This window comes from Faecalibacterium prausnitzii (assembly GCF_049532945.1).
GTDB classification, from domain to species: domain Bacteria; phylum Bacillota; class Clostridia; order Oscillospirales; family Ruminococcaceae; genus Faecalibacterium; species Faecalibacterium prausnitzii_N.
The window spans coordinates 458061-477443 of sequence record NZ_CP186691.1 but is presented as its reverse complement, the minus strand read 5'-3'; the positions used below and the strand labels follow the sequence as shown (position 1 = coordinate 477443).

General features: G+C 52.0%; 15 protein-coding genes. All 15 read right to left on the bottom strand.

What is annotated here, in order from left to right; all coding sequences use genetic code 11:
* Positions 1-65: 65 nt before the first annotated feature.
* The 15 genes from ACNQFG_RS02365 to mobQ all read right to left on the bottom strand — a co-directional run bounded on the left by ACNQFG_RS02365 (position 66) and on the right by mobQ (position 19135).
* Entirely contained in the window at positions 66-398 is a 333-nt protein-coding gene (locus ACNQFG_RS02365) for a plasmid mobilization protein (RefSeq protein ID WP_423405857.1), read from the bottom strand.
* Entirely contained in the window at positions 395-7627 is a 7233-nt protein-coding gene (locus ACNQFG_RS02360; RefSeq protein ID WP_423405856.1) for a DEAD/DEAH box helicase family protein, read from the bottom strand. Before ACNQFG_RS02360 ends, ACNQFG_RS02365 begins: the two co-directional genes overlap by 4 nt.
* 110 nt (positions 7628-7737) lie before the next feature.
* Positions 7738-8172, bottom strand: a complete 435-nt coding sequence (locus ACNQFG_RS02355; protein ID WP_423405855.1) for a hypothetical protein — start codon at positions 8170-8172, stop codon at positions 7738-7740.
* An 86-nt stretch (positions 8173-8258) separates the two neighbouring features.
* The gene (locus ACNQFG_RS02350; protein WP_423405854.1) at positions 8259-9194 is read right to left on the bottom strand and encodes a hypothetical protein; all 936 of its coding nucleotides are present in this window, start codon (positions 9192-9194) and stop codon (positions 8259-8261) included.
* Positions 9195-9215: 21 nt separating this feature from the next.
* Positions 9216-9938, bottom strand: a complete 723-nt coding sequence (locus ACNQFG_RS02345; RefSeq protein ID WP_097782402.1) for an AAA family ATPase — start codon at positions 9936-9938, stop codon at positions 9216-9218.
* Between the two features lie 33 nt (positions 9939-9971).
* On the bottom strand, positions 9972-10358 hold the full coding sequence (locus ACNQFG_RS02340) for a DUF2500 domain-containing protein (RefSeq protein WP_015536783.1): 387 nt from the start codon (positions 10356-10358) through the stop codon (positions 9972-9974).
* A gap of 1 nt (position 10359) precedes the next feature.
* Positions 10360-10707, bottom strand: a complete 348-nt coding sequence (locus ACNQFG_RS02335) for a DUF6054 family protein (RefSeq protein WP_423405853.1) — start codon at positions 10705-10707, stop codon at positions 10360-10362.
* 173 nt (positions 10708-10880) lie between these two features.
* Positions 10881-11084: a transposon-transfer assisting family protein gene (locus tag ACNQFG_RS02330; RefSeq protein ID WP_154244646.1), complete on the bottom strand. Its 204-nt coding sequence runs from the start codon at positions 11082-11084 to the stop codon at positions 10881-10883.
* Positions 11074-11589 (bottom strand): YodL domain-containing protein, encoded by a 516-nt coding sequence (locus tag ACNQFG_RS02325; RefSeq protein WP_423405852.1) that lies wholly within the window; start codon positions 11587-11589, stop codon positions 11074-11076. Before ACNQFG_RS02325 ends, ACNQFG_RS02330 begins: the two co-directional genes overlap by 11 nt.
* Positions 11590-11597: 8 nt before the next feature.
* Positions 11598-12485, bottom strand: a complete 888-nt coding sequence (locus ACNQFG_RS02320; protein ID WP_423405851.1) for an LPD16 domain-containing protein — start codon at positions 12483-12485, stop codon at positions 11598-11600.
* Complete coding sequence (locus tag ACNQFG_RS02315) at positions 12485-14308, bottom strand: DNA topoisomerase (RefSeq protein WP_423405850.1); 1824 nt, start codon at positions 14306-14308, stop codon at positions 12485-12487. The genes ACNQFG_RS02320 and ACNQFG_RS02315 overlap by 1 nt, the downstream gene beginning before the upstream one ends.
* A complete protein-coding gene (locus ACNQFG_RS02310; RefSeq protein ID WP_423405849.1) occupies positions 14295-15920 on the bottom strand; it encodes a recombinase family protein in 1626 nt (541 codons plus the stop codon). Before ACNQFG_RS02310 ends, ACNQFG_RS02315 begins: the two co-directional genes overlap by 14 nt.
* A 93-nt stretch (positions 15921-16013) precedes the next feature.
* Positions 16014-16196 (bottom strand): hypothetical protein, encoded by a 183-nt coding sequence (locus ACNQFG_RS02305; protein ID WP_005945116.1) that lies wholly within the window; start codon positions 16194-16196, stop codon positions 16014-16016.
* A gap of 223 nt (positions 16197-16419) precedes the next feature.
* Positions 16420-16761 (bottom strand): replication initiator protein A, encoded by a 342-nt coding sequence (locus tag ACNQFG_RS02300; protein WP_005924687.1) that lies wholly within the window; start codon positions 16759-16761, stop codon positions 16420-16422.
* Positions 16762-17557: 796 nt separating this feature from the next.
* A complete protein-coding gene (gene mobQ, locus ACNQFG_RS02295; protein WP_044954172.1) occupies positions 17558-19135 on the bottom strand; it encodes a MobQ family relaxase in 1578 nt (525 codons plus the stop codon).
* Between the last annotated feature and the right edge of the window lie 248 nt (positions 19136-19383).

Genomic DNA, 19383 nt, shown 5'->3' with positions numbered 1-19383 from the left:
CCACCGCTTTGCAAGGATGTCAACCCTTATGTACCCCCGCAACCCTCCAACTGCGGGGGAAAATTTTAGAGTTCTGCCAGCCGGGAGAGAATCTGCCGACCAATGTCAATCAGCTCATCCAGCCGCTGCCGCAGGTCCTCCATGTCGGCGGCGTAGACCCGACCATTTTCATTGGCGGCTTTGGCATACTGGTTCAGGTTGTTGCTGCACATCTGCAAAAGATACGCCATGCGCCGCAGTTGCGGCAGGTCAAGGTTCAGGCAGTAGCCGTCCAGTGCCATCTTGCGGATATAGGCACTCAGGCTACGGATGCCCATGCCCAGCATCTTTTCATAGATACGGTTCTTTTCTGTTTTGCTCAAGCGCAGGATGATGGTTTCATCCCGCTTTTCTTTCATCGTGCATCACCATCCTTATCATAATAGCTGCGGAACGGCTTCACCGGCTCCGGCTTATCGGATTTTTCCTCCAGCGCCGCCAGCACCGAGGGACGGCGAGGTGCATCCTCGTCTGGCTGTTCCTCCTGCTCCGGGTCGTGGCTCTTTTCGTCCACATCCAACTGGGCGTTTAATTCGGCAAGGCGGGCTGACTTCTCTGCCAGTTCTTCTTCCTGTGGGAATGGTTTCTCAACCTCGATTTGCGCTGCTGCCTGCTGCTGATGCAGAGTGGCTAGTTCATTCTCAGCAGAGTTAATGCGCTCCGGGAAGTTGTTCAGCGAATTATCCAAACGGATAATGTTGCCCAGCGGGTCGGTGCCCAGTGCTACCGGGTATCTCCGTTCGCCCTTCAGAATAGCCTGATACTCACTGCGGAAGGTATCGAACCGCAGAGACAGCTCAAAGCCCCGGTAGCTGCCGATGACTTTTTCTTCGGCGTTGGGCAGTTCGGAACAAGCAAGCACCAGACGCTCACCGGCGGTCTTTTTCTCGTCATAGGTTACACCCTTGATGACCATGCCGCAGAACTCTTCTTTGCCCTGCGGGTGGGTGGCGGCAAGCTGTGCATCCGCTTTCAGCCCCGCAATGTGGGCGTTCGTTTCCTGAATGTCAGCCGGGAATTTGGTCAGCAGCTTGTCTTGCAAGCGGAATTTCTGGCTCTGGTGGTCGGCTTTCAGCACCTTCAGCTTTGCCACCTGCACATCCAAATCCATCTTTTCCTTGATGAGCGGATTTCCGGCGCACAGTGCCTTGATTTCAGCGTAAGACAGAGCCTGCTCATCAATATCATCGCAGGAGCGCACGGGGGATTTGGATGTCATGATTTGGCTGATGAATCGCTGTTTATTCTCAAGGGTCTGATAGAGGTAGCTGTCAAATGTCCCTTCCGTAACGTAATTGAACACCTTGACTTCCTTATTCATGTTGCCCTGCCGGATGATGCGACCATTGCGCTGGGTCATGTCGCTGGGCTTCCAGCCAACATCCAGATGATGCACTGCCACAAGTCGGGATTGGACGTTGGTGTCCGCTCCCATTTTTGCAGTGCTTCCGAGTAAAACCCGCACATCGCCGGAGCGCACTTTGGAGAACAATGCTGCCTTTTTTGCTTCGGTATCGGCGTTGTGGATAAACTCGATCTCGTTTTCCGGCACACCGGCAGCAACCAGCTTTTTGCGAATGTCCTCATAGACATTGAAGTTGCCATCGTTCTTTGGTGTCGAGAGGTCGCAAAACAAAAGCTGGGTCAGCTTCTGGTCTTTGCCCTCCTCCCAGATTTTCAACACATTTTGAACGCATACGTTCAGTTTGCTGTTGGGGTCGTCCGGCAGCATGGGGTTCATCAGGCGCACATCCAAGCCGATTTTTCTGCCGTCATTGGTGACGCAGAGCATATTGTCCACGGACGCATCTACGATGCCGGAGTGGATTTCTGCCGCACGTTTGCTCAGTTCCTGCACCATTTCCTTTTGGATTTCCGAGGGTTTGACCACGACAGTTTCAAACTTGGCTTCCGGAACAGGCAGATGCAACTGGTCGGAAGTCTTGATGTCCGCTGCCTCCTTGAACATATTCATCAGCTCCGGCAGGTTAAAGAACTTGGCAAATCTCGTCCTCGCCCGATACCCTGTACCTTCCGGCGCAAGCTCAATGGCCGTGGTGGTCTCGCCAAAGGTGGATGCCCAACAGTCGAAGTGGGTCAGCTTTTTCTGTTGCAGGGTACTGTATTGCAAGTACCGCATGACCGTGTACAGTTCGGTCATGGAATTGCTCACGGGCGTACCCGTGGCGAACACCACGCCCCGGCCTCCGGTGACCTCATCCAAGTATCTACATTTCCCGAACATATCGCTAGATTTCTGGGCTTCACTGGTGGATAATCCTGCGACATTCCGCATTTTTGTGGTCAAAAAGAGGTTCTTGTAGAAGTGTGACTCGTCCACAAAGAGCCTGTCAACACCCAGTTGCTCAAAGGTGATTACATCGTCTTTACGCTCATCAGAGCGCAGCTTTTCCAGCTTGGTTTCCAGTGTTTTCCGTGTCTTTTCCATCTGCTTGATGGAGAAATTCTCGCCTGCATGGACTTTCAGCTCATTGATGGCGGCAAGCGTTTCATAAATCTGCTCCTGAATGATACGCTCCTGCCGCTCAAAGGACAGCGGAATGCGCTCAAACTGGCTATGCCCGATGATGACGGCATCGTAGTCGCCGGTGGCGATGCGGGCGCAGAATTTTTTGCGGTTGGCGGTCTCAAAGTCCTTGCGCCGTGCCACCAAAAGTTTGGCGTTGGGGTAGAGGTTCAGGAACTCCGAAGCCCATTGCTCCGTCAGATGGTTTGGCACTACGAAAAGACTTTTCTGACACAAGCCCAGACGTTTCAGTTCCATAGCGGACGCCGCCATTTCGTAAGTTTTTCCGGCACCAACTTCGTGTGCAAGCAACGTATTACCGCCATAAAGCACATGAGCGATAGCGTTGCGCTGGTGTTCCCGAAGGGTGATTTCCGGGTTCATGCCCACGAATTTGATGTGGGAGCCATCGTATTCACGGGGGCGGGTAGAGTTGAACAGCTCGTTGTACTGCCGGACCAGCGCAATGCGCCGCTGGGGGTCCTGCCAGACCCAGTTGGCGAAAGCGTCCTTGATGACCTGTTGTTTTTGCTGCGCCAGCATGGTCTCTCGCTTGTTCAGCACACGTTTGGGCTTGCCCTCGGCATCCTCGATGGTGTCGTAGATGCGGACATCTTTCAGGTTCAGGGTTTCTTCCAGAATCTTGTAGGCGTTGGCTCTGCTGGTGCCGTAGGTTTCGGAGGAGATAATATCGCTCCGCCCGGTGGCAGTCTTGCCCTCCACACGCCACTCAGCAGTATACGGAGAATATCTCACCTTGACTGCATGACGCAAATAGTAGGGGATCTGGAAGGTCTCGGTCATAAACTTTTGAATGATTTCAGGTGCAAGCCATGTGGCACCCAGCCGCACATCAATTTCAGATGCTTCCAGTTCTCTGGGCTGTGCCTTAATCAGCGCATCCACATTGACCGCAAATTCCGGGTTGGTCTCGACGGCAAACTGCGCCATCCGCAGCTTTGCCCGGACATCGCCGGACAGGTACTCGTCTGCCATCTGCCAGCCCGCTTCCGGGTCGGTGGGGTCGGCGACAGGGTCTTTGAAGATCACGCCGGATAGTTCGCTGGTGATTCGCTCATAATCGCCGGGAGTGCCGAGCAGTTCTGCCATATAGGGCAAATCCACTTTGCCATGCTCACCAATAGATACCGCCAACGCTTCACTGGGGGTATCCACGCTGGTGACGGTGCGCTCCGGGCGAATGGTGCGCTTGGTGAACATCGCCGCCTTGGATTTAAGCTGCCCTTGCTCGTCCAGATTTTCCAGCGAACACAGCAGATAATAGGAGGAATCCTGCTCAAACAGCCGCCCGTTTTTACGGTCGTTCAGCAGACCGTACTTTGCGGTAAAGTCATCGTAGGCGGCGTTCAAACGCTCCTGTGTTGCCTTGATGTCGGCATCTGGGTAATCCTCCAACTGTTGCTGAATCAGGTCATTGACGATCTGCCGCAGTTCCACCATGCCGGTGACACGCCCCTTGGCGTTATCGGACAATTCCACCTGCGTCATCACGGAGTTTTCCCGGTAGAAAACTTCGCCGTCCACTACGGTATAGGAGAAGTTTTTGACCTCCGGGTCAGCCGGGAGAATGTGCTTCTCATTTTCGGCATCCGCAATATCTGGCGTTTCTACCTCAACTTCGGTGTATTGTCCCTCAATATGCTGTACCGCCTCGGCAAGCTGGTCTGCAAGGTTTGCACCCTCGATGGGAGCAACGGTCAGTTCCTCTCGTCCGTACTGGGTGCTTTCGGTGGTGAGTTCTCCCAGCACCATCTCCGGGTGGTCTACGAAATACTGGTTGATGGCAAAGCCATCCTCGGTCTTGCCCAGCTGCACCCATGCAGGTTCGATGTCCGCAGGGCGGTCACGCTTCTGCAAAAAGATGATGTCCGAAACGACATCGGTGCCTGCGTTCGCCTTGAACGCATTATTCGGCAGACGGATAGCACCCAGCAAATCGGCACGTTCTGCCATGTGCTTGCGGGCGGTGCTGTCCTTGCTGTCCATGGTGTAGCGAGATGTGACAAAGGCAACGATACCGCCCGGACGCACTTGGTCGATGGCCTTGGCGAAAAAGTAGTTGTGGATAGAAAATCCCAGCTTGTTGTACGCCTTGTCGTTGACTTTATACTGACCAAAAGGCACGTTGCCCACGGCAAGATCGTAAAAATCACGGCGGTCGGTGGTCTCAAAGCCAGCCACGGTAATGTCTGCCTGCGGATACAGCTTTTTGGCGATGCGCCCGGTAATGGAATCCAGCTCTACGCCGTACAGCCGGCTATCTGCCATGCTGGTGGGCAGCATTCCGAAGAAATTGCCCACACCCATGGACGGCTCCAGAATGTTGCCAGACTGGAAGCCCATCTTTTCGACCGCATCATAAATAGAGCGAATCACCACCGGGGAGGTGTAGTGGGCGTTCAGAGTGCTGGAACGGGCGGCGGCGTATTCATCCTCAGAGAGCAGCCCTTTCAACTCTGCATATTCCTTTGCCCAACTATCTTTGCCGGGGTCAAAGGCATCCGCCAGACCGCCCCAGCCCACATACTGGGAAAGCACCTGCTGTTCCTCGGCAGTGGCACCTCGGTGCTCCTGTTCCAACTGAAACAGGGTGCGGATAGCTGCAATATTCCGGGCGTATTTCTGCTTTGCACCGCCCTCGCCCAAATGCTCGTCCGTGATGTGGAAATTCCCGGCAGCTTCCGGCGCAGATTCAGCATTCAGGGCTTCGTCTAAGGCAGTGGCATCCGGGAAGTTCTGCACCTTTCTGTCCATCACGGCAGAGATGGGCAGCGCATCCAGTTCTTCGTCGGAAAGTTCAGGCTCAACCTGCCGCAGACCGTCCTCGAATTGTTGCTTATTGATTACTTCGTTATCCCACGACTGCCCCTGCGCGCTGGTGTCGATGCGAACATCGGTTTCGCCTACATAGCCGATTTTGCCTTCGATGGTTCGGGTGGGAAGGTCAACAACAACTTCGTCACCGACCTTGTAATCGGGTAGGGGGTGTTCCATCACTTCCTGTTCCTGCTCGTACAACTCCCGGACAACAGCCAGCGGCGCTTCCCGGAAAATGGGCATCCGCATTTCTGCCAGTGCCACATCCTGCAAGGAAACCTTGCCCTTATCAAAATCCACTCCGTCAATCCGAAATTTCCGGCCATCCATATTGATGATGGAGCCGATGGGCAGATAGTCCTCTTTGTGCAGATGTTTAGTCTGGTGATGAGTCCCATCTTCGTTCAATCCGGCAAGGTAAACATCATTGCCCGCAGACCACAATTCTTTTGACTTTCTTGCCCATAAGCTAGGTGGAAAGCCTGTGACCTGAACTTCGCCCAGTGCTGTTTCTCTCGTAAACAAAGCACTGTTGAGAACTTTTGCGACCTTGGCAGCATCTTCTCCATAGAACATAAAATTGCCGCCAGCTTCAAATCCAACCAGAGTATCCGGGTGCTGCGCCTTTAATGCAGTGTATTCGGCTGCACTGGCGGCGTTCAGTTCAAGGGGAAAGTCGATGGCTCTTCTTTCTTTGTCCGACAGGTAGCGGTCAGACTGAATCATCAGGTCGATGTATTTCTCGACCCGATCCCAGCGGAGAAGCACTTTCTGATGGTCGGGATAATGCTCAAACGTCAGACCCTTGCTGTCATGGTCAAGCCAACCACTGCTTCCGTCCAGATAAGTGTGTGAAGAACCGCCGGGGCCATACGGTGCATATTCGTTGGCAAGAGCTTTTGCCCGGAGTTTTCGGTCAGGCTGCAACTGATAAGTTTTCCATATCCGAAGTTTGCTGCCTTCAACATTGGAACCTCTCCGCAGCGCATTTTCAATCTCCGCCTGCGACAAAACAAAAGCGGAGGGCGATTTTTCGCTCTCCGCTTGGTCGATGGATTCAATTTGTTTGGCTTCGGTGGGAATGTGGGCATCGAAGAAACTTAACTGTAAATCAGTTCGTTCAGCACCAGTTCCTCGGCCTGTGCCCGCAGGCTGTTCATGTGCTGCACCCATGCCATCTGATTCTGCTCCTTGTCCGGGGCCGGGTTCTGCTTCAGAAGCTGCATGGTCTGCTGCATCTGGCTCTCTGCCGTCTGCTCCACCTCCATCAGGTGCGGGTACAGGCTCCCGTTCAGGAGCATCGTGTTGTACAGCACCGGGCGATGGTTCATCAGGTACGTCCGGCGCAGCCTGCCGTACTTGCCCAGCGGCTTCCGGGGCTGGTTCAGGGTCAGGTTCGGGAGCTGGTAGTCCCCGACGGTCGAGTAGGTCACGTTCCTGCTGTTCGTATTCATATTGGCTCCTTTCTGCATTGCGGCGGCGAATGGTTGTTTTTACGGTGCGCTCGATGTTCCGCAGCACCTCCCGGCTCATGTCGCTGACGGCTGCGCCGAGGGCGTAGACACTATCCGGGGTGGAGAAATTGTAGATTGCCTGAAAATCGTCCTTGTCGAACCACCCGGCAGGCTCAAAGCCGCAGCGTTCCAGCAGCGTGTAGGTGACGCTGATGGCGGCGGCGGACTTGAACTGCATCTCCACCCCGGCATCATCATAATCCATCAGCAGCGAGCCGTCAACGATGGCACGGATGTCCCCGCCGTTGTTGTCCCAGTAATCTGCCACCAGTTTCCCTGCAACGTCCGCAAGCTGCTGGCTGACACGCTCTCCGCTGATGCCATAGGTGGCGGCGAGCATTTCCGAAACCGGCTGTTTCAGGTCATCGTTGTACTGCCACACCTCCGGGTCACGGGAATTGCGGCGCACTCCGGTGTCGCTTACGTCAAAGACGTAGTGCAGACGAGGGAATCCGCTGGATTCGTCCAGCAGAGCGATGCCCTTAGAGCCACGTCTGACATAGCGGTTCATCCGACTGTTCCAAACATCATAGTCGGCGCAGGCGGTGGCATCCGGGCGCTGGGCGTAGATCATCAGCTGGTCTGCAAAGGGGTACTTGTACAGCCGGGATGCGGTGGTCAGGTAGTCCGTCCAGCTTTCCCAGTACCGGGTCAAGCCGTTCGCCGTGCGCTGGGCAAGGGCAAGATATTCTTCGGTTTTGCTTGGCATAGCGTTCCTCCTTTTTCGGATTTTAGGGTATAAAAAGAGCGGGCAACCGTTTTGAGGGTCGCCCGCAGAAGGTGTGTAATAATTTGATAGTCCGTCAAACAGGAATTGATTTACTTTGTTTGTAAATCTTCCAGAAAGAAAATTCCCTCTGTTAGGTTGACAAACATTTCCTTGTCCTTGATTACATGAATTTTATTGTTCCACCAGACAGTAGTGTTATTAGCGGAGATTGTTTTGCTTGTTCCATCCTTGAGAAAATAAGTAATTGTAATAGCGGGTTCTTCTTCGCTATTCACTTCCCCAAATAAATCATATTTCAGAAATCCCGTTAGCTTTAATGCTAACTCAATGTCCGCACTGCTCGAAATTTCTTTAACATCATCCGTGACACTCGGATACGTGATATTTACAGACTGAATATCATTTATGCGGGGCAATCCCCAAAGATACATACCATTAGTAAATATGTTGATCCCAACAATCAAAACAGTCATAACTATCACTTCTATCAAAAATCGAATAAGACCTTTGAAAATCTTGTTCACCAACTTATCCTCCAATCTCAATTTCTCCTACTCCCTCGATTCCGATTTATTGAGTTGAGCATATCACATAAGCGAACACTCCAACCCTACAGCTCGGTTTCCACTGCAAGCTGCTCCTGCTTCTCTTTTTCGTCAGCGATTTGGACATCAACATCTTCGCGCATCTTTTTCAGAAGTGCGAGGACACGCTTGATCTGGCCCTTGGTGTTCTCTACACGGCTCTGTGCCTGATTGATGTGATCCAGAACTGCCCAGTCTGCAAAGAGGCCGTCAAAGAAGAAATCTGCAAATTTCAGAAAGCTGTCCACCGTAACCTGAAGGTCTGCGGTGATCTCAACATCAGCAAGCTCAGTTTTGAACCGCCGCAGTTCCACTTGAAGCTGTTCGATTTGTTTCTGCGCATCGTCCAGTTCCTCATACTTGGCAAGATCGGCCATCAAACCGCCGCCCATTACGTCCCATGTACTCCAGCCCTCGGCATTGTCGAGGGTTTCGAGAACTTCGTTGACCGTATGCAAGGCAGTCTTTCCTGCGTTGATGGCTTCCAGCAGCTCCCGCTTTTGAACTTTCAGTGCGGCAATGCGGCTTTCGCTTTCCGCAATCTGCTGTGCGGCAGGGTGGGCAGAGACTTTGATGCTTTTGATTTTTTCGGAAAGAGCAGCTTGATACTGCCTTTCGCAATCGGACAGCCGTTCCAGTCTATTTTGAATCTGCTTCAAGTCGGCATCAACGGAAGAAAGATCATGGAGAGCCGCATCGTACTTGACACGGGCTGCATAGGCTTCCTGCCGTTCTTTGTCCAGCTTTTCATCCATTTTTCCAATCACTTGATAGAAAAATGCGGCAAGGCTGTGTCCCTCCAGACGGTCCACATCAGCCTGCTCTGCCAGCTTGGATTTTTCCAGCTTTTTCAGGCGATCAGCAAGCGTATCTCTCTGGGCGGTCAGTTCTTTCTGTTTTGCTTCGCAGCTTTTCTTTTCAGCGACCTGCTGCCAAAGCTCTTTCAACGTAGAATCACTCATATGGAATGTCCTTTCCCGGCATTACGTTTCTTCGTTCAGAAGCTGGTTCAAAAAATGCTGCCGATTATTTACAAATGTTTTGGTGATAACGTAGCTGTCCGTATCTTCATACTGACAAGGATGAATCGTGCCATTGTCGAAGCTAAAAATCTCAGCATCAGGCATTCCGAGGAGAATGGGTGAATGTGATACGATAATGAATTGCGCCCCTTCTTGGGCACACCGATGAATGTTGATCAGTAACGTGAGCTGCCGCTGCGGGGATAAAGCGGCTTCCGGCTCGTCAAAAATATAGACTCCATCTGCACCCATGTAGTCCTGCGCAATAGCGAGGAAACTTTCACCGTGTGATTTTTGGTGATAGCCTTTGGAGGGATGATCGTCATCGGAATAGTCGATTTCCTTGGTGGCTACATTATAGAAACTCTCTGCTCGGAGAAAATACCCGAACTTTGGTCTGCGATACCCCTTGGAAATCGTCATAGCCTCACATAGTTCCGAATGGGAGTTGTATGTGGAAAATGAATAGTTCTTCGTTCCACCCTCTGCGTTGAAGCCGTAAGCAACAGCGATTGCTTCCAGAAGCGTAGATTTTCCACTTCCATTTTCGCCAACAAAGAACGTAATGGGCTTATGGAATGTAAAAGTGTCGATTCCACTGATGGCAGGAATCTGACGAACATAATTGTATGGGCGAACTCTGTTCCAGTCGATGGTCAGCCCTTGGATAAACAAATCGTTCATACAGCACTCCATACTATATAATGTAAGAAACACTTAGCTCCGCTCAAACCCAAGATAGCGGGTGCCCTGAAAACTCAGCTTTCCGATGTCGCCCTGCACGAGCAGACCATAATCGCTTCCGTCCACTTCAAATTCCATCCGGTCGCCGCTCTCCACCTGAAAAGTCACATAGTACGATGTAAATGTGCTAGTGTCGTATCCGTGCGCACCGGACATATCTCCGGCATTGGCACTGCTGGAATGCGAAACATCGGTGCGCTTTGCTACCACTGTTGCCGGAACGGTCAGCCGCGGCGAATGGTTGTTTTTGTTCCATGTGCGGAGATTTGAAATTAGAGCAAAGAAAAACATTCCAATAAAAAGCAGGAACAGGATTGGGAAAATGAAGCTGAATATAGCGTCAAACCATCCAAAAAACATTTTACTCCTCCAAAATTTCTTCCAGCAGGTCCTTTACATCGTCCAGAAAAGATTCTTCTCCGAGGGTGTTCACCTTGAAGAAGACCGCTTGACTGCCGCCTGCGGTAATTGCAGACAGCCGAATCGGGTTATCTCCATTCTGGAACATGGTCAGCGTCAGACTCAGGCGGTTGCCGCCCATCATGCTGTACCGTTCAAACACCCGGACACTGCACCGGGCATCGCCCTCTTTGAAATCACTGCCTGCCTCTAAATCTGCCGACCAACTGCTGTCCGGGATTTCATTTTCCAGCTTCCGAAGCAGCTCGTCAAAGTTTTTGTTTCGGATGGTCTTTTCAAAGATTGCCATAATGGTTCCTCCGTTCTGACAATTAAAAATCGGTCCCTTATTTTTGATACGAGCAGAGCCACAGGAAAATTGCGGAGAAATCGCTTGAAGAGAGGAATTTTGTCTAATTTGATTATAGCATATCTTTTGGAAGAACAAAATACTTTATGTACGCCGCCCGCAGGCGGCAAAAATCAGTCCAGTGGAAATTCCAGTTCGGCAAACTCTGCATCGGTCAGCAGTTTCAGCTTTTCGATAACCCCCTCCGACAGTTCCCGCAGGGCGGTTTCGTCGGGCATCAGGTAGCACTGCATCAGCCGCAACTCGTGGATAAGCCCCAGCCGGGTGCCGGTGTTGTAGAGCATCATCAGGGTCAATTCCTCGTGGTCAAAGTTCATGTTCATCCCTCACTTTCCGGCAGACGATGGGGTTGCACTCCGGGGCATCGCACTTCTCTTTGAGATTCATCAGCACCGAAGGGCGTTCCGGCTGCTTGTCCAGAAACCCCTGTAAATCTTTGAAGCCGATGCTGTCCACATAATGCACAGACACCTCGCCATTGCGTTTGAGTGCGATCACATCGCTGACCGACAGGCTGTGCCCCTCAAAATCCTGCGGACGGGAGAGGTTGAACACCTGAAACAGTTCTTCCAAAACCTCGTTGTTCGGCACATCCTGCCACATGGCGGGCAGATCGGCATAGTAGGTGACCCCGTAATGCTCCGAGTCGGGCGTTTTACCTCGACGATTCAGCTCCCGCATGGAAGCAAATCTTTCATCGAAGATTTTTTCGTCATGCCGCAGCTGCATCACCATATAAACATCGCACCCTGCGTTCAGGAATTTCTGCGGGATGTCCGTCATGGGTTCGCCGTCAAAATTCTGGTTCCATTTTTGCTGCATTGCTCACCTCACAGTTCCGGCGCAGAACGTGCAGACGGTTTCGGCGCAGACGTATCACTTGCCAGTTCTGCCAGCTTTTCCAGTGTGGAAGGGCGGTGGTTTGCGCTCCGTTCCTCGGCTTCTGCAACTTTATCCATGACGGCATCGTAGTCCTGCAACAGCCGCCGCCCCTTTTCCATGTGGTGTGCTTCCAGAATCTGCTCACGGGCTTCCTGAATGGTCAGTTCCGGGGCATCCAACTGCCCGCCGTCCATCACGGAATAATCGCTGTGGTAAATGGTGTAGTCCCATCCATCCTCACAGGACTGGATGGCAAGATAGCCTTTGCCGCCCAGTTCCCATGCAGCCTGCTCGTCTTGTGTCTGAATTTCCGGGTAGAAGTCGGCATGGTTTCGTTCCATGACCTCGGCAAACTGGCAGATGTGGAACACATTGCCCAGACCGCCCATGTCAAAGTGATAATCATCCAGATGTTCCACCCGTGCCGTAAAGCTGCGCCCATCCGGGTAATCCACCTGTACAACTCCGCCATCGGGAATGCGGTAGAGGTCGTCATAGTGGCTGTTGATGAGACGAATATCCTTCGGCAGCGTTTCCGGCTCCCAGATGCGCCGCCTGCCGATGCCCGCCTGTGGGATGTTTTCGAGGATCTTTACGCTTTCCTGTTGGATGACCTTGCGGTCATCGTCCGAAAGTTCAAACAGATACCAGTTCCGGGCGGCAGGGATGATGTTTTGTCCATCTGGCGGCAGATTCTTTTCCGAGATCTGCCCACTTTCCAGCGGCTCGCCAGTTACCTTGTTATAGGTGGCAAAGCCGACCCCTGCACCGTTTTCCCGGAGATGCAGATAGCGTTCATCGTTGATAAGGTAGACCGCTTCTTTTATCTGCTCCATCAGCACCCACCTTCAAATTCCAGCGAAAACTTGCTGCGGCCATCGGCCTCGGTGCCCAGCAGCACAGTGGCATTGTAGGTCTTGCCCTTGGCACTCTTGCAGTCCTTCAGCCGGACACGGCCATCCCGCAGCAGCTTGTCTGCCACATGAGCGTCCAGACGCTTGCCCAGACGCTTGAAGAACGCATTGTCCTTCCACAGCACGAAGCGGCACTCCCGGTTCTCGCAGAACCAGCCCTTTTCACGCTCCACGACAGGCTTACCACAGTTCGGGCAGACACCAATAATCTTGCTTTTCATAAGTGCATTCGCTCCTTTTTTCATTTCCGTGTTCTTTACCAGTTCGGTAATCATCGTATTGATCTCGGTCATAAATTCGCTCGGCTCCATTTCGCCACGTTCGATTTGCAGCAGCTTTGTTTCCCAATCGGCGGTCATTTCCGGGGATTGGATTTCTTCGGGCATCACGGTGATGAGGGCTTTGCCCTTGTCGGTGGGCAGCAGCACCTTGGTTTTCTTGGTGCCCTTGCGTTCCAGAAAGCCCTTCTGCACCAGCTTTTCGATGGTGGCGGCTCTGGTTGCCGGGGTGCCGATGCCCTGACGCTCCACGCCCTCCGGCATACTGTCTGCACTGGCGGTTTCCATCGCATGAAGTAGAAGGTCCTCGGTGAAATGCTTCGGCGGGGACGTTTGCCCCTCTTTCAGTTCTGCATTGAGGATGCCGCACTCGTTTTCCGCTGCATTGGGCAGGGCGGTGAGTTCCTGCTTCCGGTTCAAGATGTCTGCCAGCACCTTGCGTTCCACCGCCTTCCAGCCTTCTTCCAGAATCTCCTTGCCCTTGACGGTAAATTCCTCCCCGGCGCATTTGGTGGTCAGCAGGGTCTCCAGATAACGGAAGGGCTTGCTTACCGCCATCAGCGTCCGGGCGATGATGAGCTTCAGGACGTTCTGCTCGCCCTTGGGCAGTGCGTCCAGATCTGCTTGCAGCATACTGCGAGTGGGCAGAATGGCGTGGTGGTCGGTGACTTTTTCCCGATTGACGGTGCGCCGTGTCCGAGGCACAGCCTCGTCCACATCTGCCGAGGTAATGTCGAGAAAACCCTCCAACTCCTCAGTCAGTTCCTCCAGCATTTCCTCGTCATCGTCGGTGATATAGCAGCTATCAGTTCTGGGATAAGTGGTAAGTTTCTTCTCATACAGGCTCTGTACATAGTCCAAAGTCTGCTGTGCGCTGTACCCCAGCAAGCGGTTAGCGTCCCTCTGAAGGGTGGTCAGATCATACAGTGGTGGTGGATTCTCGGACTTTTCCTTGCGGGTGATGCGCTGGATCGTTGCCACCATCTCCTTTCGGCAGGCTTTCAACAGGTTTTCAGCAACGGATTTTTCAGGAATGCGGCGGCTGGATGCCGTGCAGCCGCTGGTCAGTTCCAGATCCACCGTGTAGAATTTTTCCGGGGTAAAGGCGGCGATGGCGGCTTCTCGCACCACCGTCATGGCAAGCACCGGGGTCATAACACGCCCCACCGCCAGCGGCTGACCGTACAGGCACGAAAAAAGCCGGGACGCATTGATGCCGACCATCCAGTCGGCGCGTTCCCGGCAGAGTGCTGCGTTGTACAGCGCATCGTATTCAGTTGACGGTTTGAGGTGGGCAAAGCCCTCCCGGATGGCGTTTTCCTCCATGCTGGACAGCCATAGGCGGGAGAAGGGCTTTTTGCAGCCAGCCTGCTCATAGACCAGTCGAAAGATCAGTTCGCCCTCACGTCCGGAATCTGTAGGATAGTTCTCGGAGGTGACTTTTCTGACGTTGTTATTCAATGGCATCCAATGGGCCGATAAAGCGGTAGAAAATCTGGATTTTCTGGACGTATTCGCCATCGACCTTTTCCGCTTTGGATACCAGAATCTTGTCAATCAGCTGATGCAGAATCTTATAGTTCAGTTCGGTGATGCCAGCGCACTTGCTGACTTCATCAATAAAATCCTGAATCTTGTCCAGCTGATCGTGTTCAGCACGGCCTTCCCGCTCGTACTGCTCAATCTTGTCGGTCAGTTCAGCCTGTTCTTTGTCGTAGCGATCCGCAAGCATTTGAAAACGTTTCTCCGGGAGAAGTCCCTTTGATACGTCCTCATAAAGTTTTGCATACAGGTCTTCGATTTCTGCGATTCGTGCTTTACACTGCTTCAAATCCCGTTTGTGCTGCGCCCGGTCAGAGGACACCCGGAGGTGCATCTGATTTGCAATCTTCTTCACAAGGGCTTCCCGATTGCTCACAGCAGCCTTTGCGTGTGCCTGAATGTCTGCAAAGACAGCTTCATGCAGAACACGGGCTTCCAAATTGTGAGAGTCACAGGCTTTCGCACCATATTTCCGATAAGTGCTGCAACAATAAAAGGTCTGTTCCAGAACGCTGTTGCGTTTGCGCCTGTGCTCGACCTTGACTAACATCGTTCTGCCGCAGTCTGCACAGCGGACGATGCCTTTGAAGATATTGTCGTAGTCGGTCTTATCACACATAAAGCAGCCAGAACGGCTGTAAAGGATGCGCTGCACGTTCTCCCAACGGTCTTGTGGGATGATTGCTTCATGTGTATTCGGAACGATGGCACGTTCTTCAAACGGAATATAACGTCGCTTTTTGGATTTCATGGACACGGTGGGCTTGGCTTCGTAGATGATGTGTCCGGCGTAGACCGGGCTGTGCAGAACCTGACTGATATAGGCATTATCCCAATCATACATCTTTTCATCATCAATAAAGCGGCCAAACATCTCTTTCTTGTAGTAACACGGCTTCAAAACTTTTTCATCGTGGAGCCGCTTGGCGATGCGGTGAAGCCCCAGCCCTTCCTCTGCCATTGAATAGATATACTCAACAACGGGGGCGGTGTTCGGGTCGATCACAAGGTGATTGTGGTCGGCAGGGTCTTTCTGGTAGCCAAACGGTGCGCCGCTGGAGATATACTTTCCACTTTTCTTGCGTGTCCGAAGGGCACTCTTGATCTTTCGGGAAGTGTCTTTGGCGTACATTTCATTGATGATGTTTCGGAACGGGGCAATATCCATCTGAGATTGCTCGTTGGAATCATAACCATCGTTGATTGCAATATAGCGGACACCGTGTTCAGGAAAGAAGATTTCCATATACGTTCCGGTTTCGATGTGGTTGCGTCCAAGTCGGGACTGGTCTTTGGTAATGACTGTTGCCACCTTTCCTTCCCGGATATCATCCAGAAGTTCCTGAAAGGCAGGGCGGTCAGAGTTCGTACCGCTGTAACCATCATCGACATAGAACTGGCAATTCCCGAAACCGTTGCGTGTGGCATACTCCATAAGCATTGACTTTTGAGTGCGGATGCTCAGGCTTTCGCTGTTTGAACCGTCATCTTTTGACAGTCGGCAGTATAAAGCAGTTACTTTTTTGTCCTTTTCCATGTGTACCTCCATAATGGAAAAGAGACCTCATCAATCACATTGTAGCGGATGCTGCGTGACGATGCAAGCCCTTTTCCGCAGTAAAACGTCCAATTAGCCAGCGGCGAGATACGATTCGGCAGTTTTACGAATTTCTTCTTCCACAAGCCGCTGAAAAAGCGTATTCATCGGCACATTGCCGATATAATGGCGTTCCACGATCAGGCGCACGGACTTCGGACTTCTCGGCGCACGTTTGCGTGTGGTGGGCTTCTTCTCAGATTTTTCTTTGTTCAAGGGCAGACCTCCTCATTCATGTGGTGCAAATACGGAAAGGAATGGATGGATTCTATTCGTTTTTCTCTTTTTGTTTTATTACGTTGGTTAGGTGAAAGTTTTCTTCGATACAGTCTTAAAGGCTGCTATACTGCATAGGAAAAATATCTTTTGCAGATGCCATTAAGAATCTGCATCACAGAATCGTGATTTTGGCGGTTCTTGAATCGTGAAAAACGCAGAACTATTCAACATTTGGAATTTTCACAAAGATGTGATTGGGCGAAGAAAACCGCGTTCGTCTGCGCTCAATCAATCCCGCAGCGTCCAATTCCTTAAGCGCACTGGAAACACTGACAGTGCTGCGCCCTAGCTGCTCAGCCAAAGAGCAAATCGTAAAAATGACAAACACGAATCCACGTTCATCTATCCAGAGATTTTTCTGCGAGAGTGTGGCACGGTCGAGTAGCAACACATAAGTCATTTTTGCAGTCTGACTCAGGTCAAGTTCCAAAAGGAAGCGTGGGTATGGGAGAAACGGCGGCAGCGGAGTTTGCGTGGTAAGATATTCTGAAATGTTGATCACCTCCAGCTGAAGCAGAAATCAGGAACAAAGAGTATGTAACGAGAATTGGAGGGTTCCAATTCTCCAGTCGCAGAAAAGCACGAAACAAGTGCTCAACTGCGTTAATAAGTTAAGGTCTCCCATATTGGTCCTCGACTTCCCTAGGAGTGGGGAATCGTCCGGCGGCGGGCTTGCACCGCACCATTGGCATTTCAGCCACCCCGTCTTCGTTATGACCGGGCTGCGAGTTACAGAAGTACCTTTTGTGAAGTACCGGACGATTGAACTATTCACTTGTCAAGGAACATATGGAAGATTTCTGGACTTTGACGGACGAAAAACATCCTTCTACTTGGTAGCCGATGAAAAAGGCCATTTCGTAGCATTGCAAGCAATTTTGTAAACAAAACGTCATAATAGTCCGAGAATGGTCTTGAAAAAGATGCCCTACACTTGGTAGGCATCGAGAACGCCTGTTTCGTAGCATTGGTGAGAAACTTGTAATTGAATTGTAATTCTTGAGACCAAATCTCCGCTTTTGAAAAAATCCTCTCAATAGGTAGGCAACGAAAACAGCCCAAAGACAACCATCTTTTTGAGAATTAACAAAAAGGTCACAAATGACCGGCTTTCAAAGAGGCGCTTCTACTATTAACAGAAAAAGTGGCCTAAAATGGGGGGTGTTGGAGAAAATTTCTGCCTTAAAAGTACGCCTCTACTCACTAGCCAGCGAGAATAGCCAAAAGCCAGCAAAAAACAAATGAATTATGTACTTCTGCCACTGATTGCAACGGCATATCGGTGACAGAAAGATCGTTTAGAGCGATTCTTCGCGGTTTGGGGTGGTAGAAATCGTTTTGTAGTTGGACTTTTTCTGCTGAAGCTGCTCCAGCTGTTTCAGCACCGATTCCTTCTCCGGGGGCTTGCCGCCCGGTGTGGAAAGCTGCTGCTTATTCAGCACCATGTCGATATACTTGCGGATATTTTTCAGGGCAGAGACATCCGGCTGCAAGGTTTCCAGTTTGGTACGCAGTTCTGCGCTGCCGGATTGCAGCGCAGAAAATTCGGCATCCAATGCCGAAAAATCTACCGCTGTGCTGCCGTTCAGTTTCATCAGGGTGCGGACAGCTTTGTTGAACGTGTCCAGTTCCTCCTTGTGCTGGGCGGCATAAGCGTCCTTGGTCAACTTGAAGTTCTTCTTGATAAAGGTGTCGTGGATGGGCTTCAGCTTGGCATGGGCGGCGGCAGCATCCTTGATCTGGGCGATTGCCCGCATACGGTTTTCGTTCTGCTTCAACTGCCTACGGAGAGGGGCGGCGGTCTGGTTCAGGTTAGAAATTGCGGTATCCAGATCCTCGATGGTGTTCAGAGAATGGGCTTTCAGATAGTCCACCGCCCGTTTGACTTCCTCAAAGTCTCGGACAGTGCATTTCAGTTTTGCCTTGCCAGACCAATCGCTGCGCTGCTCGTTGCGGAGGTTGAAGTAATCCACCAGCAGGTCGGACAGCATTGGCTCCTTGGCTTGTTCCAGTGCATCCAAAAGAATCTGCTTCTTTTCATTCAGGTCTGCGATCCAGCGTTGCAGCCCACGAATCGCACTGCGGATGGACTGCATCAGGCTATTGGCGGCGCGAATATCCCGGTTCAGGTTGCCGAGAAAAGTTTCCACTCCACGCTTTTCCATCTGGTGTGCGGCGGGACCGAGATGCACGGTCGGTATCTGCTGGATGCCCTGTCGCTCAAAGGAGCGCAGGTCAACACGTTCCGGGCGGCCAGCCGCTTCCAAATAGCGGTTGGTAATGGTCTCCCAGCCATGCCGCCAGACCTCGGCATACTTCTGGTCGTTCCAGTCCACCGTGTTTTCCTTGTGGCACTTCCAGTTGCCGGAAGCGAGCCGGATGCGCTCACCGTTCTCGTCAAGGTCGTACACCTTTCTGGCTTTCGGGAGCCACTTGCCGTGTTCATCTATTGCCCGGAGCGTCAGCAGAATGTGAGCGTGTGGGTTTCCATCTCCCTTGTCGTGGATGGCAAAGTCGGCAATCATCCCTTTGGAAACAAACTGCTCCTGACAAAACTCTTTTATCATGGACAAATACTGCTCCTTCGGCACCTCCACCGGGAACGCCAGCACGATGCGCCGGGCAAGCTGGGAGTTCCACTGGTTCTCCACAGCTTCTACGGCGTTCCAGAGGGTCGCCCGGTCTGCATATCCGGGCGGCGCATAGGATGGCAGCATGATCTCAGCGTGGACAAGCTCTTTCTTCTTGTTGTAGAATTTTGTTCTCTGGTCGTACTCGCTGAACAGCCGTTCGCCGCTTTGGTAAGCGGCCCCGGCAACAGCGGACTGCCCTTGGCTGCGCTTGACGATGGTAATTTTGAAATGCGGACACGGAATAGGCATCACCCCCAAACAAAAAGACCGCCCAGCAAGATTGCTCTTGGTGAACGGTCTGGAATTGTATTCGGTTTTGCTCGCCGCCTTAGAACGGAGTGCCATGCGCTTCGATCTCAGGCGGGAGCCGCAAAAGGATAGCTGCAAAGCAGCGCAAGGAAAATGCAGTTTTCCTTGGGATGGAATCGGGCTGGCGCACAAACGCCAGCTTCGATTTCATCGAGCCGTCTGCAAGACCGCAATTTCACCGG